At 66.4% G+C, this 12517-nt stretch carries 11 protein-coding genes; 5 read left to right on the top strand and 6 right to left on the bottom strand.

Annotation, left to right across the window (positions count from 1 at the left end):
• Nucleotides 1–116 precede the first annotated feature (116 nt).
• From pbpG to IB273_RS01555, 4 genes are all read left to right on the top strand, one after another.
• The gene (gene pbpG / locus IB273_RS01570; RefSeq protein WP_192223035.1) at nucleotides 117–1049 is read left to right on the top strand and encodes a D-alanyl-D-alanine endopeptidase; all 933 of its coding nucleotides are present in this window, start codon (nucleotides 117–119) and stop codon (nucleotides 1047–1049) included.
• A 170-nt stretch (nucleotides 1050–1219) separates the two neighbouring features.
• Complete coding sequence (locus tag IB273_RS01565; RefSeq protein ID WP_081516652.1) at nucleotides 1220–1759, top strand: PaaI family thioesterase; 540 nt, start codon at nucleotides 1220–1222, stop codon at nucleotides 1757–1759.
• A gap of 12 nt (nucleotides 1760–1771) precedes the next feature.
• The gene (locus tag IB273_RS01560) at nucleotides 1772–2911 is read left to right on the top strand and encodes a thiolase family protein (protein ID WP_192223788.1); all 1140 of its coding nucleotides are present in this window, start codon (nucleotides 1772–1774) and stop codon (nucleotides 2909–2911) included.
• 282 nt (nucleotides 2912–3193) lie between these two features.
• Complete coding sequence (locus IB273_RS01555; RefSeq protein ID WP_081516650.1) at nucleotides 3194–3760, top strand: TetR/AcrR family transcriptional regulator; 567 nt, start codon at nucleotides 3194–3196, stop codon at nucleotides 3758–3760.
• 218 nt (nucleotides 3761–3978) lie between these two features.
• On the opposite strand, the gene IB273_RS01550 is transcribed toward IB273_RS01555, so the two are convergent.
• Entirely contained in the window at nucleotides 3979–4785 is an 807-nt protein-coding gene (locus IB273_RS01550) for an SDR family NAD(P)-dependent oxidoreductase (RefSeq protein WP_192223034.1), read from the bottom strand.
• 336 nt (nucleotides 4786–5121) lie between these two features.
• Between IB273_RS01550 and IB273_RS31705 the strand changes: the two genes are divergently transcribed.
• On the top strand, nucleotides 5122–5259 hold the full coding sequence (locus tag IB273_RS31705) for a PSPA7_2676 family Cys-rich small protein (protein ID WP_277873433.1): 138 nt from the start codon (nucleotides 5122–5124) through the stop codon (nucleotides 5257–5259).
• A 66-nt stretch (nucleotides 5260–5325) separates the two neighbouring features.
• On the opposite strand, the gene peaD is transcribed toward IB273_RS31705, so the two are convergent.
• From peaD to ccsA, 5 genes are all read right to left on the bottom strand, one after another.
• Entirely contained in the window at nucleotides 5326–6459 is a 1134-nt protein-coding gene (gene peaD, locus IB273_RS01545) for a quinohemoprotein amine dehydrogenase subunit beta (protein WP_192223033.1), read from the bottom strand.
• A gap of 44 nt (nucleotides 6460–6503) precedes the next feature.
• Nucleotides 6504–6827, bottom strand: coding sequence for a quinohemoprotein amine dehydrogenase subunit gamma (gene qhpC / locus IB273_RS01540; protein ID WP_015477047.1), 324 nt, complete (start codon nucleotides 6825–6827; stop codon nucleotides 6504–6506).
• A gap of 1 nt (nucleotide 6828) precedes the next feature.
• Nucleotides 6829–8259 (bottom strand): quinohemoprotein amine dehydrogenase maturation protein, encoded by a 1431-nt coding sequence (peaB, locus tag IB273_RS01535; protein ID WP_081516648.1) that lies wholly within the window; start codon nucleotides 8257–8259, stop codon nucleotides 6829–6831.
• A gap of 77 nt (nucleotides 8260–8336) precedes the next feature.
• Nucleotides 8337–9908: a quinohemoprotein amine dehydrogenase subunit alpha gene (gene peaA / locus IB273_RS01530; protein WP_192223032.1), complete on the bottom strand. Its 1572-nt coding sequence runs from the start codon at nucleotides 9906–9908 to the stop codon at nucleotides 8337–8339.
• A gap of 197 nt (nucleotides 9909–10105) precedes the next feature.
• On the bottom strand, nucleotides 10106–12289 hold the full coding sequence (gene ccsA, locus IB273_RS01525) for a cytochrome c biogenesis protein CcsA (RefSeq protein WP_192223787.1): 2184 nt from the start codon (nucleotides 12287–12289) through the stop codon (nucleotides 10106–10108).
• Nucleotides 12290–12517 lie beyond the last annotated feature (228 nt).

The raw sequence follows: 12517 nt of genomic DNA, 5'->3' as shown, positions 1-12517 counted from the left end.
GTCGCAATCTGAGACGCCCCGCGCCGCGTGCGCTATGACGGACCTTGCATTAGAATTCGCCGAAAATGCCTACATGGATGTAGATACATTCCCACTCACGCTTGCGAATCCCGTCCATGACTAGTCGTCGTTCGATACTGAGCCTGCTGTTTGCCTGTGCCGCTGTTGTCTGTTCATCGAACACCTTCGCCGCCTCCCCCGCCAAGGCGGCTTCCCCCAAGGAGCTGGTGCTCGCGTCCGGCAGCGCCCTGGTGGTCGACCTGGAGAATGGCAAGACCCTCTACTCCAGCAATCCCAACCTGGTAGTACCCATCGCCTCGGTGACCAAGCTGATGACCGCCATGGTCACGCTGGACGCCAAGCTGCCGATGAACGAACTGATCCCCGTGGACATCTCCGAGACCGCCGAGATGAAGGGCGTGTTCTCCCGCGTCCACCTGGGCAGCATGATCAGCCGCCAGAACATGCTGCTGCTGGCGCTGATGTCCTCGGAAAACCGCGCCGCCGCCAGCCTCGCCCGCAACTATCCGGGCGGCTCCAAAGCCTTCGTCGCGGCGATGAACGCCAAGGCGAAATCCCTCGGCATGACCAGCACCCATTACGTCGAGCCCACCGGTCTGTCGATCCACAACGTCTCCGACGCCAATGACCTGATCCGCCTGGCCAAGGCCGCCTACACCTACCCGCAGATCCGCCAGCTGAGCACCACGGCGACCAGCGACGCGCGCTTCAGCAAGCCCAGCTACTCGCTGAGCTTCTTCAACACCAACCCGCTGGTGCGCAACGGCAAGTGGGACATCCGCCTGACCAAGACCGGCTTCACCAACGATGCCGGCCACTGCCTGGTGATGGTCACCATGATGAACGGCCGCCCGGTCGCCCTGGCCCTGCTCGATGCCTTCGGCAAGCGCACCCACGTGGCCGATGCCGGCCGCATCCGCCGCTGGGTGGAAACCGGTGTCGCCTCGCCGGTGCCCGCCGTCGCCCTGCAGTACAAGGCCCAGCGCAGCCAGGCGCGTGCGGCCAGCATCACGGCCACCGCCGAGTAAGCTCCTCCCCGCGCTGGCGGAGTCCGCTCCGCCGGCCGCGTTTTTTCTCCCCTCCCCCTCCTATCGCACTGTCGTTTCAGCCCTGCTGGATGGCGCTTCCGTCACTTATATGCCGATCATCATTCAATGCTAGTATGACGACCGTAATATTTGATTGCCGGAGCCTTGCGATGACCGAACTGACACTCACCCGTGAACAGAAGATTGCCGCCTGGGAAGCGGCGGCTGCGCAGATACGCCAGCGTCTGGCCGAGCCCGGCGTGGTTTCGCTGCAGGAATTGCGCGGCAAGACGCCCCAGGAGTTCTTCGACGGCATCGGCGCTGGCGAACTGCCCGCCCCACCGATCAATGCGCTGATCGGCTTCGTCCCGCTGGAATGGGGCCAGGGCCGCTTCATCTTCCAGGGCACCCCGGACATGCGCCACTACAACCCGCTGGGCACCGTGCACGGCGGCTACGCGGCGACGCTGCTGGACTCGGCCATGGGCTGCGCGGTGCACACCATGCTCGAACCGGGGCTGGGATACACCACCACCGACCTGCGCATCAGCTACATCCGTGCACTGACCCGTGATACCGGGCCGATCCGCGCCGAAGGCACCCTGGTGCACATCGGCCGCTCCACCGCCCTGGCCGAAGGCCGCCTCTACGACGTGGACGGCCGGCTCTACGCCACCGGCTCCACCACCTGCCTGATCCTCGGGCGCTGATCCCTCAGGAGACTGACCATGACTTCCGTCGTCATCGCGGGTTATGCCCGCTCCCCGTTCCACTTCGCGAAAAAAGGCGCGCTGATCGACGTGCGCCCGGACGACCTCGCCGCGCAGACGGTCAAGGGCCTGGTTGCGCGCAGCGGACTCGACGCCCGGCTGATCGAGGACCTGATAATGGGCTGCGCCTACCCCGAGGCCGAACAGGGCATGAACCTCGCGCGCATCACCGGCTTCCTCGCCGGGCTGCCGGAAACGGTGGCCGGCGCCACGGTGAACCGCTTCTGCGGCTCGTCCATGACCTCCATCCACTTCGCCGCCGGGCAGATCCAGCTCGGCGCCGGGGATGCCTTCATCTGCGCGGGCGTGGAGTCCATGACCCGCGTGCCCATGGGCGGCTTCAACCTCTCGCCCAACCCGCGCCTGCTGGCGGAGTTCCCCCAGGTCTACATGCCCATGGGGCAGACCGCCGAGCTAGTCGCCGAGCGCTTCGGCATCTCCCGCGCGGACCAGGAAGCCATGGCCGTGGACTCCCACGCCAAGGCCGCCCATGCCCGCGAGCAGGGCCTGCTGGCGGCGGAGATCGTGCCCATCGACACGCCCAATGGGGTGGTCAGCGAGGACGGCTGCATCCGCCCCGGCACCAACCTGGAGGCACTGGCGCAGCTCAAGCCGGCCTTCGGCGGCAGCGTCACCGCGGGCACCGCCTCGCCGCTCACCGATGGCGCCGCGGCCGTTCTGGTGTGCAGCGAGGACTTCGCCCGCGCCAACGGGCTGGACATCCTGGCGCGGGTAAAAGCCGTCGCGGTGGTCGGCTGCCCGCCGGAAATCATGGGCATGGGCCCGCTCTACGCAACCCGCAAACTGCTCGACCGCACTGGACTGCGCATGGCCGACATCGACCTGGTGGAGATCAACGAGGCCTTCTCCAGCCAGGCGCTAGCCTGCCTGCGCGGGCTGGAGCTGGATAGCGACCGGGTCAACCTGCACGGCGGTGCCCTGGCCATCGGCCACCCGCTGGGCGCCACCGGCGCTCGCATCACCGGCAAGGCGGCAGCGCTGCTGAAGGAAACCGGCGGGCGCTACGCCATCGCCACCCAGTGCATCGGCGGTGGCCAGGGCGTGGCGACGCTGCTCGAGGCCGTTCGCTGACGCTCACGCCCGTAGGGCGCTTAACGCGCCAGCGTTATCCGCCGCGAATAGCCGGCGGATAACCTGTTCCAGGTTATGCGCCCTACCGTGCTGCCGCGGGCCCGGTATTGGGCGAAGACATCGCGGACGGAGTCCGCTCCTACGCGGTCGAGGTTGATCGTAGGAGCGGACTCCGTCCGCGATCCTCTTTCCGCGCATGCCCTGTCTGTCCTGAATCACCTCCCCGCGCCCGCCCTGCGTTAGAATGACATCCAGCATTCCATGATCCGCAGGAGACCGGTCATGCGTTACTCCGAAGACCACAAGGCCCAGACCCGCGAACGCATCATCAACGAGGCAGCGCAGCGCTTCCGCAGCGAGGGCGTGGACGCCACCGGCCTGCAGACGCTGATGAAGGCGCTGGGCCTGACCCACGGCGGCTTCTACGCGCACTTCAAGTCCAAGGACGAGCTGGTGGAGATCGCCCTGCAGCAGGCCGCCGAGCAGCTGCGCCCGGTCGTCGACCAGCAGTTCGAAAAGGCCGAGCCGCTGCCCGGCTTCATCGACCAGTACCTCTCCCCCGGCCACCGCAATGCGCCCGGCAAGGGCTGCCCGCTGCCGACCATCTCGGCCGAGCTGGGCGCGCGCGGCCATGCCAGCGCCACCACCGACGCCATCGTCCAGGCACGCATCGACGCCATCGAGAAGGCACTGCCCAGCGAGCATGCCGAGGATGAGAGCGTGGCCATGCTCGCCACCCTGATCGGCGCGCTGGTGCTATCGCGCAGCGTGGCCGATCCGCAGATGTCCGACCGCATCCTGGAGAGCACCCGCCGGCACCTGAAGCGCGAGATCGGCGCGGCGGAGTGAGGCGCTTTTGTAGGGGGCATAACGTGCCAGCGTTATCCACCGTTCAAGGGCCGGCGGATAACCTGTTCCAGGTTGTTCGCCCTACGCTCCCGGGCACCAATTTCAGCGCCGATCGACACCTGTAGGAGCGGGCCATGCCCGTGATCGCGAGCATGGCGCGCGCATAAAAAAGCCCCGGCGCAAGGCCGGGGCAAGCTTTTCGCCACTCAGTTACCCGATCAAGCCACTGCCACGCCATAGCGCTGTGCCGGGGCGCTGCGCGACAGGTTCGGCGCCATCTTCAGGCGCGCGGCAGTAAAGGCTTCGAATTCGCCCGCATCCGGCAGCGCCGGCAGGGTCACCACTTCACCCTGGGCCAGGCCGGCCAGCGCGGCGTCGACCATGTGGTTCACGTCCATCAGCATTTCCGCCGGCATTGCGGAGATGTCGGTGCCGGCGCGGTCCCAGATTTCGGTGCGGGTGGCGCCCGGCAGCACGGCCTGGATGCGCAGGCCCAGCGGCGCCAGCTCCTGCTGCATGGACTGGGTCAGGTTGAGCACGAAGGCCTTGGTGGCGCTGTAGCTGCCATTGAACAGTTCCGGCGCCAGCGCCAGCACCGAGGCCACGTTGATGATGGTGCCGCGGCCACGCCCGGCGAAAGCCTTGGCGGCAGCGCCAGCCAGGCGCGCAGTGGCGATGACGTTCAGCTCGATCATGCTTTCCAGGCGGTCCAGGTCGGCTTCCAGCAGGGTGCCGTTGATCGCCACGCCGGCGTTGTTCAGCAGCAGGCTGAGACTCGCATCCTCGGCCAGGCGGGCCTCGATGCGGGCGCGGTCTTCGCGACGGGTCAGGTCGGCCTTCAGCACATCCACCGAAACGCCGTATTCCTCACCGAGGTGCGCGGCCAGGGCGTCCAGGCGTTGCTGGTCGCGGGCCACCAGCAGCAGGTCGTAGCCCTGCGCGGCGAGGCGCTGCGCGTAGGTGGCGCCGATGCCGGAGGAAGCACCGGTGATCAGTGCGCGGCCCAGTTCGGATTTGGCATTCATGGTTCTTTCTCCAGGGAGGCGTTCGCCCCGCTTGCAACGTTGGGTGGGCCTGGTGGCCGTCTGGAATGTCCGGCCACTGGAATGATGACCGTCATCTGAAGGTTAATATTATACTCATAATATTATCTGTCAAGACCTGCCATGCGGTGCTGACGAACGGCCAGGGAGTCGCTGGCAAGCCTTGCGGGGCAGGCGCCAGGTGCCATCCGGCAGTTTAGGTTGCCCATTCCAGAGCGCTCGCGAGAGGCTCGCCGGGTCTCCACACAAGAACAATCCCGGAGCGTCACCTGCACCCTGCTGCCTGTCTACGCACCGGAGCGATCCGGAGGAGGACACATGCGATTGCGCTGCTTTTTCCTGGGATGTGTTTGGGATGAAGGGAATCTGACCGAAGTCGGCCGCGTACCGATGCTGTGCCAGCGCTGTGCGCGCTGCGGTGCACAGCGGTACCTCAGTCCCGAACCGGAAATCTGAAGTCGGCCCAAAGAAAATGCCCGGAGCACTGTCGTGCTCCGGGCATCGGGTGTTGCTCGATAGAGATCAGTTGGCCACGAAGGCCTGGCTGGTGGTGATCGCCATGTCGCCGCCGGGCAGCTTCAGGTCGCCGATGCGCTCCAGGCTGTCGGCGTCGAAGATCGCCACGTCGTTCAGGGTGCCGGTCAGGTACAGCTTGTTGCCGGCCTTGTTGGTCGACAGGCAGTAGTAGGAGTGGTCCAGGTTCGCCGCCTTGACCAGCTTCTGCTCCTTGATGTCGTACTTGGCCAGGCGGTTCAGCACGCCGTAGACGATATTGCGGTCCTTGGCCGAGCGGATACCGCTGAAGTACACCTCGGTGACCGGGCCGAAATCGACGGTCTCGGTCTTGCCGGTGGCCAGATCGATGTTGAAGAAGCCGTAGAGGAAGTCGGCCGTGGCCATGTCCTGCTTGGCGTCCTTGAACTTCGCCGTGGTGTAGAGCAGCGAGAAGTCACGCGGGTAGGTCTGCTGGTTCCACACGTAGAGCACATCTGGCGGCGCGTAGTTGGGGCGCTTCCAGTTGCGGCTGGGGATCACCACGTCGAACTTGCCGGTCTTCACGTCCACCTTGTAGATGTCCGGGCCTGCCACGTAGAGGGTGCCGTCATCGCCGCTCTGCATGATGGTCAGCTGGCGCGGCGCCGGGAAGGTGCGCACCGGCTTGGCGCCCATGCCGTCGGCGACGGAATACACCTGCAGGCGCGGCTGCTGCACCTCGTAGTGCTCGGCGAGGATCAGCGTCGGGTTGGCGATGGCATAGATCTCCTTGCCGTCGTGGCTGACGGTCATGGAGAACATCGCCCGCGCGTTCTCGCCCGGCTTCTGCGCAATGGTGGCGTGGAACACCGGTTTGCAGTCATCGAGCTGGATGCCGTAGATGTCCGCGTAGTGGTTGCTGAGGATGTAGACGGTCTTGCGGTCCGGCGACAGCTGGGTCATGCCCGGGCCGTAGGCGCCGGGGATGGTGCAGGTCTTGAACAGCTTGTCGGTCTGCATGTCGATGACGTGCAGGTTGTTCGGGTAGTTGGTGCTGATCAGGTACTCGTGGCCACTTTCCAGCGCTTTGCTCACGTCTGCGCCGGCGTCGGCGGCTAGAGCTTGCAGCGCGCAGGCCAGCGAGAGGCCACCGAGGGCGGCGGCGAATGCTTTTCTGGACATGCAGGTTTTCCTCTTGTTCTTCTGTCCCATATGTTTCAGGGCGATCATTTGTCGTCCGGGAATACGGTGCCGAGGTTGCGCCAGTTCTCGGCCGAGGCCTGCGCATCCTTGTTCCAGTCGGGGTAGGTGCTCATCATGTCCGGCACCTGGGCCGGCCACCAGCAAGGGTCGGAGCAGCCGTAGAGGTCCGCTTCCATCGGCTGGCAGAGCGAGGACACGCCGCCGAACACGTCGACTTCCCAGCCCGGGTCGGTGGTCGCCGCGCAGCCGGCCACGGAGTTCATCGCCACCACGTCCTCGATGCGATCCTCGGCGGCGGCCTGTTCGAGCTTCTGTGCTTTGGTGTTGATCGCTTTCAGATGTTTCATGTCAGTGCGCCTTCCGCGGAGTGATGTGGCGGTCGATGAAGCTGGGGTTGGAAGCCATGATCCGGCTGTAGACCTCGATGCCGAAGTCGACCCAGTCCCTCATCAGTTCGCAGTAGTGGTAGGTGGGGTGCGCCGGGTCGCCGTAGCGCGCGTAGCTCTCGTGGTAGCAGCCGCCGGAGCAGAGGTTGCGGATGTGGCAGCTGGCGCAGCCGGTGTCGGTGCGGTCCAGGCGCTGCGAGAGGAACTCGTTCAGCTCGGCCTGCTTCACCCCTTCATGCACGTTGCCGAAGGTCGGCAGCGATGAACCGGTGAAGCGATGGCACAGGTTCAGCTCGCCCTTGTGGTCCACCGCCAGCATCTTCAGGCCGGCGCCGCACGGCAGGGCCTTCTTCTGCCCTTCGTGGATGTCGGTGATCAGTTGGTGCAGGTTGGAGAAGCCGATGTTGCGCCCTTCCAGCGCCTCGTCCAGGTAACGGCGACCGAGGGCCTTCATACCGGCGAAGACAGCCTTCAGCTCATCGGTGGTGAGGTTGTAGCTGCTGATGTCGCCCGAGGTGACCGGCGCGAAGCCGACTTCGGCGAAACCCATCTCGTTGAACAGGTGATTCCAGATGGTCTCGACGTCGGTGACGCCGGTGGTCAGGGTCACCCGCGCGCCAACCGGCCGCGCGGTGTAGCGCGACAGCAGCATGTCGGCCTTGCGCCGCACCACGTCATAGGTGCCCTGCCCGCCCACGGTGATGCGGTTGCGGTCGTGCACCGTCTTCGGCCCGTCGATGCTGATGGACAGCCCGAAGCGATGGGCATTGAGCCAGTCGACGATTTCCTCGGTGAGCAGCGTGGCGTTGGTGGTCATGACGAAGTCCACCGTCTTGCCCAGCTCGCCGAAACGGCGCTCGCAGTACGCGACCATGTGCTCGATCAGCGGGCGGTTGGACAGCGGTTCGCCGCCGAAGAACACCACGGTGTAGCGCTGCTCGTCGGGGGATTCCTGGATCAGCATTTCCACCGAAGCCTCGGCGGTTTCCGCGCCCATCTTCTTGCCGGCGGAGGGCTTGTCCAGGTCTTCCTTGTAGCAATAGGTGCAGCTGAGGTTGCAGCCGGTGTTGACGTTCAGCACCACGGTGTTGAGCGCGGTGCGGTCAACCTTCTTGATGCCGATTTCAGGGGTCAGCGGCGAGCCGTCGCTGACCAGCTCCAGCGCGATCAGCTCGCGCAGGGTCTCGTCGATATCCTCGGCGGCGAAACGCCCGGCCAGGCGCTGGGTCAGCTCGTCCGGCGAGCAGGCATGCCCGCGCAGCGCGTCGATGATCCCGCCGGTCAGCTCGTCGCTGGCGAACAGCGAGGAGCTGGGAATGTGGAACAACAGGCGGTCGGCGTCGACCTGCACTTCATGCAGGTTGCGTTCGACCAGATTCAAGATGGCGCCCATGGCGACCTCCCGGAACTTGCTTGGTACACCCGCCCGAAGGCGGGGGCTCATGCTCTGAGTTCATCCGATTCCGACACTTACGGAATCGGCGGGTTGTTCCAACGCTGCACGGTGACGATCATGTGCCCTTCGCCCTTGTGCGACTGGCCGGCGTCGTCCACCGCGGCGATCACCTTCAGGTTGCCGGCGTTGTTGGTCATCATCTTGCGTTCCGGGTTCGGGCCGGCGTCGCCCGGGGTGAAGATGCCGGTGGCGGCGTCCATCGCGCCGGCGAACTTCACATCCTGGTCTTCCTTGGCGCGGTCATCGAAAGGCTCGACCGACCACTGCGCCGGGAACACGCCGATGCGGAACGGCTTGCCGTCGGCGCCCTTGCCCCAGGCCTCGGCATCGAAGCTGCCCTGGACCTTGGGCGTGGAGCCGCCATTGCCACCGATGCGGGAGATGGAGAACTCCGGCACTACCTTCACTTCGGCGATGTCCTTGTACACCGCGAGGCTGCCGCCCTTGGCGGTGCCCACGGTGACATCGCGCTCGCCAGCGGCAGCCGCGTCGCTGGCCTTGACCTTGACGGTCACGCGCTCGGGCGTTTCGGAAACCACCGACACCACTTCCACGCCCTTGCCGAACGACGGCTTGCCCTTCAGGCCGGTGCCGACCACGCTGACTTCGGTCTCCGCGCCCGCCTTGATGTAGGCCGGCTGCACACCCAGCACGTGGCTGGTGCCGTCCTTCGCCGCGACGAAGTCCAGGCCGCGCTCGTCGTGGGCCTTGTCGAACATGCGGCCCTGCATCTGGCCATTGAGGGCGGCGAACACCTGACGCATGGTCACGTCACCGACGGTGACCGCGCCACGCCATTCGTAGCCGTTGTAGAGCACCGCGCTGCCCTCGCCGCTGAACGGCGAACCGTCGGCGTACTGGCCCTTCACGCTCACCTTGAAGGCATCGTCGCCGTCCTTGCTCACGCTCATGCTGCCGGCCAGATCGCCCTTGCCCGGCATGTGCCCGGCGAAGCTCCAGTTACCCGCCAGCGACTCGGCCTTGGGCCGGTTCTTCTGCCAGTCGGACCAGGCCTTGCTGTCCAGCGGGTAGCGCTTGGCCAGTTCCGGGACCATCTCTTTCCTCGCCAGGTCGAACCAGTCGCGGTCGCGGGACAGGGCCTGGTATTCCAGCGACGGCCAGCGGCCGAGGTGGAAGTTCACCAGCTTCTCCCACTCCGCCGCCGGGCGGCGCTGCAGGGCAATGCGCGCACCCGAGTGGCAACGGGCGCACATCTGCTCGAAGTTCGTATCGAATTTCTCGACGGTGTTCAGCCGGCGCTCGAGGGCGTAGCGCACGCCTTCGGTTTCGCTGGGCGCCAGGCCCTGCTTGTCAGCAAGGAACTTGACCACCGAGCGACGTTCCTCATCGGTGATCTTCAGGCCGTACATCACCTGCATGCGGGCGATGCTCATCAGCCAGCCTTCGGGGGTCTTGCGCTGGTGGCTGATGCGGCTGAGGGAATTGTTGCCTTCGGGCGTGTGGCACGCCTGGCACTTGGCGTTGATGATCGCCTGGCCTTCGGGTGCGGCCTGGGCCGTCTGGTGGAGCGCAAGGGCCAGTGCGGCCAGGGTTCCGGCACCCAGATAGTGCCGAAGTCGTGTCATCTTCAAGGTCAGGCCTCCTCGGTATTCTTGTAGGTTATTCGCGCCCACCGATGGGCTAAGAGCGAGCTCTTGAAAGCGGTTTTGCAGGTTGTGTGCCACTACTGCGCAAACCGCGCCGAATCAGGCTTTCGGCGGGATTTGCAGGCACGCCCGGCAGAGGACACCGGGATTGCGACGTCACATTTCGCGATTGCTGTCTAACTCTGAGACAGGGCCCGTGAGACACCCTGCGAAGCAGTATGGTCCGGCTGGCGCAAAGCGCCGCCCGCCGGGAGCAACAAGGCGCCGAACAGCATGGTCAGCAGGCCGATCCAGACCAGCGAGAGGAACGGAAAACGGCGCACCACCACGACGCTCTCGATGTCGTCGCCGGGCTGCTTGAGCAGACGAGCGGAAGCCGGCACCCAGATCTGCAGGTCGCCGCTCCAGCCGCGGACGATGAACGGATGCAGCACGTAGCCACGATCCGAGGCGAAGCGCGCGTAGTGGTAGTCGAGGATTTCGCAGAGCTGGCGCACCGGGCCCTGGTAGGCCGGCGGGTTGCCGCGACTGTCCTGGAACAGCGCGTGGCCGGCCAACGTGCGGTCACCGTCACGCAGCTCCACCTTGGCCACCGCGTGGTAACCGGAGAAGTCCGGGCGGCTGGCATCCGGCGAGACGCGCATCTGCATACCGCCGATCACCGCGTGCCACTGCTCGAAGGAAATGCCCGGCGGGATGCTGATCTGCTGGTAGCTGTTCAGCGCCGTGGCGGCCAGCCCGCCCACCAGCGCGATCACCGCGCCGCCGTGTACTAGCGCCAGCCCGCCGCTGTAGCGCAGGTTGCCGACACGCAGGCTGCGCCACAGGGTCTGCGAGCCCCAGAGCAGGCAACTGCCCATCAGGAAGGCGCCGCCCAGCAGCGACGCGTCCAGCCACGGCAGTACCCGCACGATGTTCTGCGAGAGCATGCCGTCGCCGTTGTAGCCGTCGCTCAGCCAGCCGCCGTGCCAGCCGGTCCAGAGCATCACGGCCGCCATCAGCACGGTCGCCAGCAGCGCCAGCCGAGGCCGTCCGCAACGGCGCAGGAAGCTGTAGCCGCCCATCAGGCCGAGAGCCGCCAGCAGCGGCACTACCCAGTGCGCCAGGCCGTAGCCATTGACGTCCCACTGGTCGAAGGCGCGGCGCAGGCTGTCCATCTCGGCGGTGGTGGCCCAGGCAGTCAGGGTCTCGAAGAAGGGCTTCAACTCGCTCGGCCGCTCCACCCCCAGCCACTCGTAGAGGTGCGCCTGGAGCAGCGCGCCGAGGGCCAGCAGGCCGGTGCCGGCGAACAGGTAGATGGCCACGTCCAGGGTCCAGTCCGACGCCCCGAGCCGTCGCCCTGCCCGCTTGCGCGATCGCCATCCGGCCAGCAGATGGAATGCCGCGAGGGCCAGCAGGATCGCCGCCAGCGCCAGGTGGCTGAGCCAGGAGGTGGTGCCGATGTAGCGGTGCGAACTGGCGAGCACCGTGCTGCGGGTGACCGCCATGGCGCCGCAGGCCATGGCCGCCGCCAGCAGGCTGAGCACCGGCAGCAGCCGCGCGTAGGGGCCGTCCGCGCGCCAGCGGCGGGCGCCGTGCAGCACCGCGCCGAGCAGCGCCCAGATGATGAAGGCCGAGGTCTGGACCGGGTCCCAGTGCCACAACTGGCCGTAGGTGAAATCCTCCATGGCCCAGGCCATGCCGACGCCGATACCGGCGCTGAGGATCAGCCAGGCGCGGCGGCTGTAGCGCGGCATCACCCAGGCATAGGCGTGGCCGCCTCGGCCCAACGCTTCCAGCGCGGCACCGGCCGGCGCCAGTACCCAGGCATAGGCGCAGAGGATCAGCGGCGCGTGCAGGGACATCCAGAAGGTCTGCAGATGGGCGTTCATGCCCTGGCTCGGCTGCGCCGCCAGCCAGTCCGCCGGCGTCGCACTGAACGGCCCGAGCCAGGCGGCGGTGGCGACGTACCAGGCGGCGATCAGCGCCATGCCGCGCCCGGCCCAGCCCGGCAGCGCCGCGCTCTTCAGGGCAATAGCCATGCTGAAGGTCGCCAGCAGCAGCACCGTGCCCTCGTCGCCGCCCCAGAGGTTGGAGAACTTCAGATACGTCGGCAGCGCCGCGCTGCTGTAGAGCCAGGCGTAGCGCAGCTGGAAGTGGTCGGCCACCAGGTGCAGGCCAAGCGCCAGGCAGGCGCCGCACAGTGCGCCGAAGCCAACCAGCCATACCCGCCCGCGCCACTCCTGGCGGATGGCGCCCAGGGCAATCAGCGCCGCCAGGGCCCAGAGCAGCCCATTGCCCACGACGGGCAGCAGCCACAGCAACAGGCAGGTCAGCACGGCAGCCAGCGGCCCCGCAATCCACGGCAATGACAGGTGCATCCTCTTCAAGCCAGGCCTCCTTGTGCAACGCCGACGTGGCGCCGGGCGAAACCCCGAGCGCTTCACGTTGCGTGCCATCCGGAAAAGTCCTTGCAAAACAGCAGGCTGCGCTCGCCCGGACGCTGCCTGTGCGTGGCAGATCGCGACAGCTGTAGCAGTCTGAGACAGCCCTGGGGGTTATAGACGATGGTCTAATTGCACGACTCTCCCACAAGGAAGTGCCGACCA

The organism is Pseudomonas sp. PDM19 (assembly GCF_014852215.1).
Classification (GTDB): Bacteria; Pseudomonadota; Gammaproteobacteria; order Pseudomonadales; family Pseudomonadaceae; genus Pseudomonas.
The sequence above is the reverse complement of the archived record's forward strand: the minus strand, read 5'-3'. Positions and strand labels throughout refer to the sequence as shown.

Bases quoted from the DNA above. Each gene is read 5' to 3' on its own strand.
- pbpG (WP_192223035.1), top strand. From the start codon at position 117: ATGACTAGTCGTCGTTCGATACTGAGCCTGCTGTTTGCCTGTGCCGCT.
- IB273_RS01565 (WP_081516652.1), top strand. From the start codon at position 1,220: ATGACCGAACTGACACTCACCCGTGAACAGAAGATTGCCGCCTGGGAA.
- IB273_RS01555 (WP_081516650.1), top strand. From the start codon at position 3,194: ATGCGTTACTCCGAAGACCACAAGGCCCAGACCCGCGAACGCATCATC.
- IB273_RS01550 (WP_192223034.1), bottom strand. From the start codon at position 4,785: ATGAATGCCAAATCCGAACTGGGCCGCGCACTGATCACCGGTGCTTCC.
- IB273_RS31705 (WP_277873433.1), top strand. From the start codon at position 5,122: ATGCGATTGCGCTGCTTTTTCCTGGGATGTGTTTGGGATGAAGGGAAT.
- peaD (WP_192223033.1), bottom strand. From the start codon at position 6,459: ATGTCCAGAAAAGCATTCGCCGCCGCCCTCGGTGGCCTCTCGCTGGCC.
- qhpC (WP_015477047.1), bottom strand. From the start codon at position 6,827: ATGAAACATCTGAAAGCGATCAACACCAAAGCACAGAAGCTCGAACAG.
- peaB (WP_081516648.1), bottom strand. From the start codon at position 8,259: ATGGGCGCCATCTTGAATCTGGTCGAACGCAACCTGCATGAAGTGCAG.
- peaA (WP_192223032.1), bottom strand. From the start codon at position 9,908: ATGACACGACTTCGGCACTATCTGGGTGCCGGAACCCTGGCCGCACTG.
- ccsA (WP_192223787.1), bottom strand. From the start codon at position 12,289: ATGCACCTGTCATTGCCGTGGATTGCGGGGCCGCTGGCTGCCGTGCTG.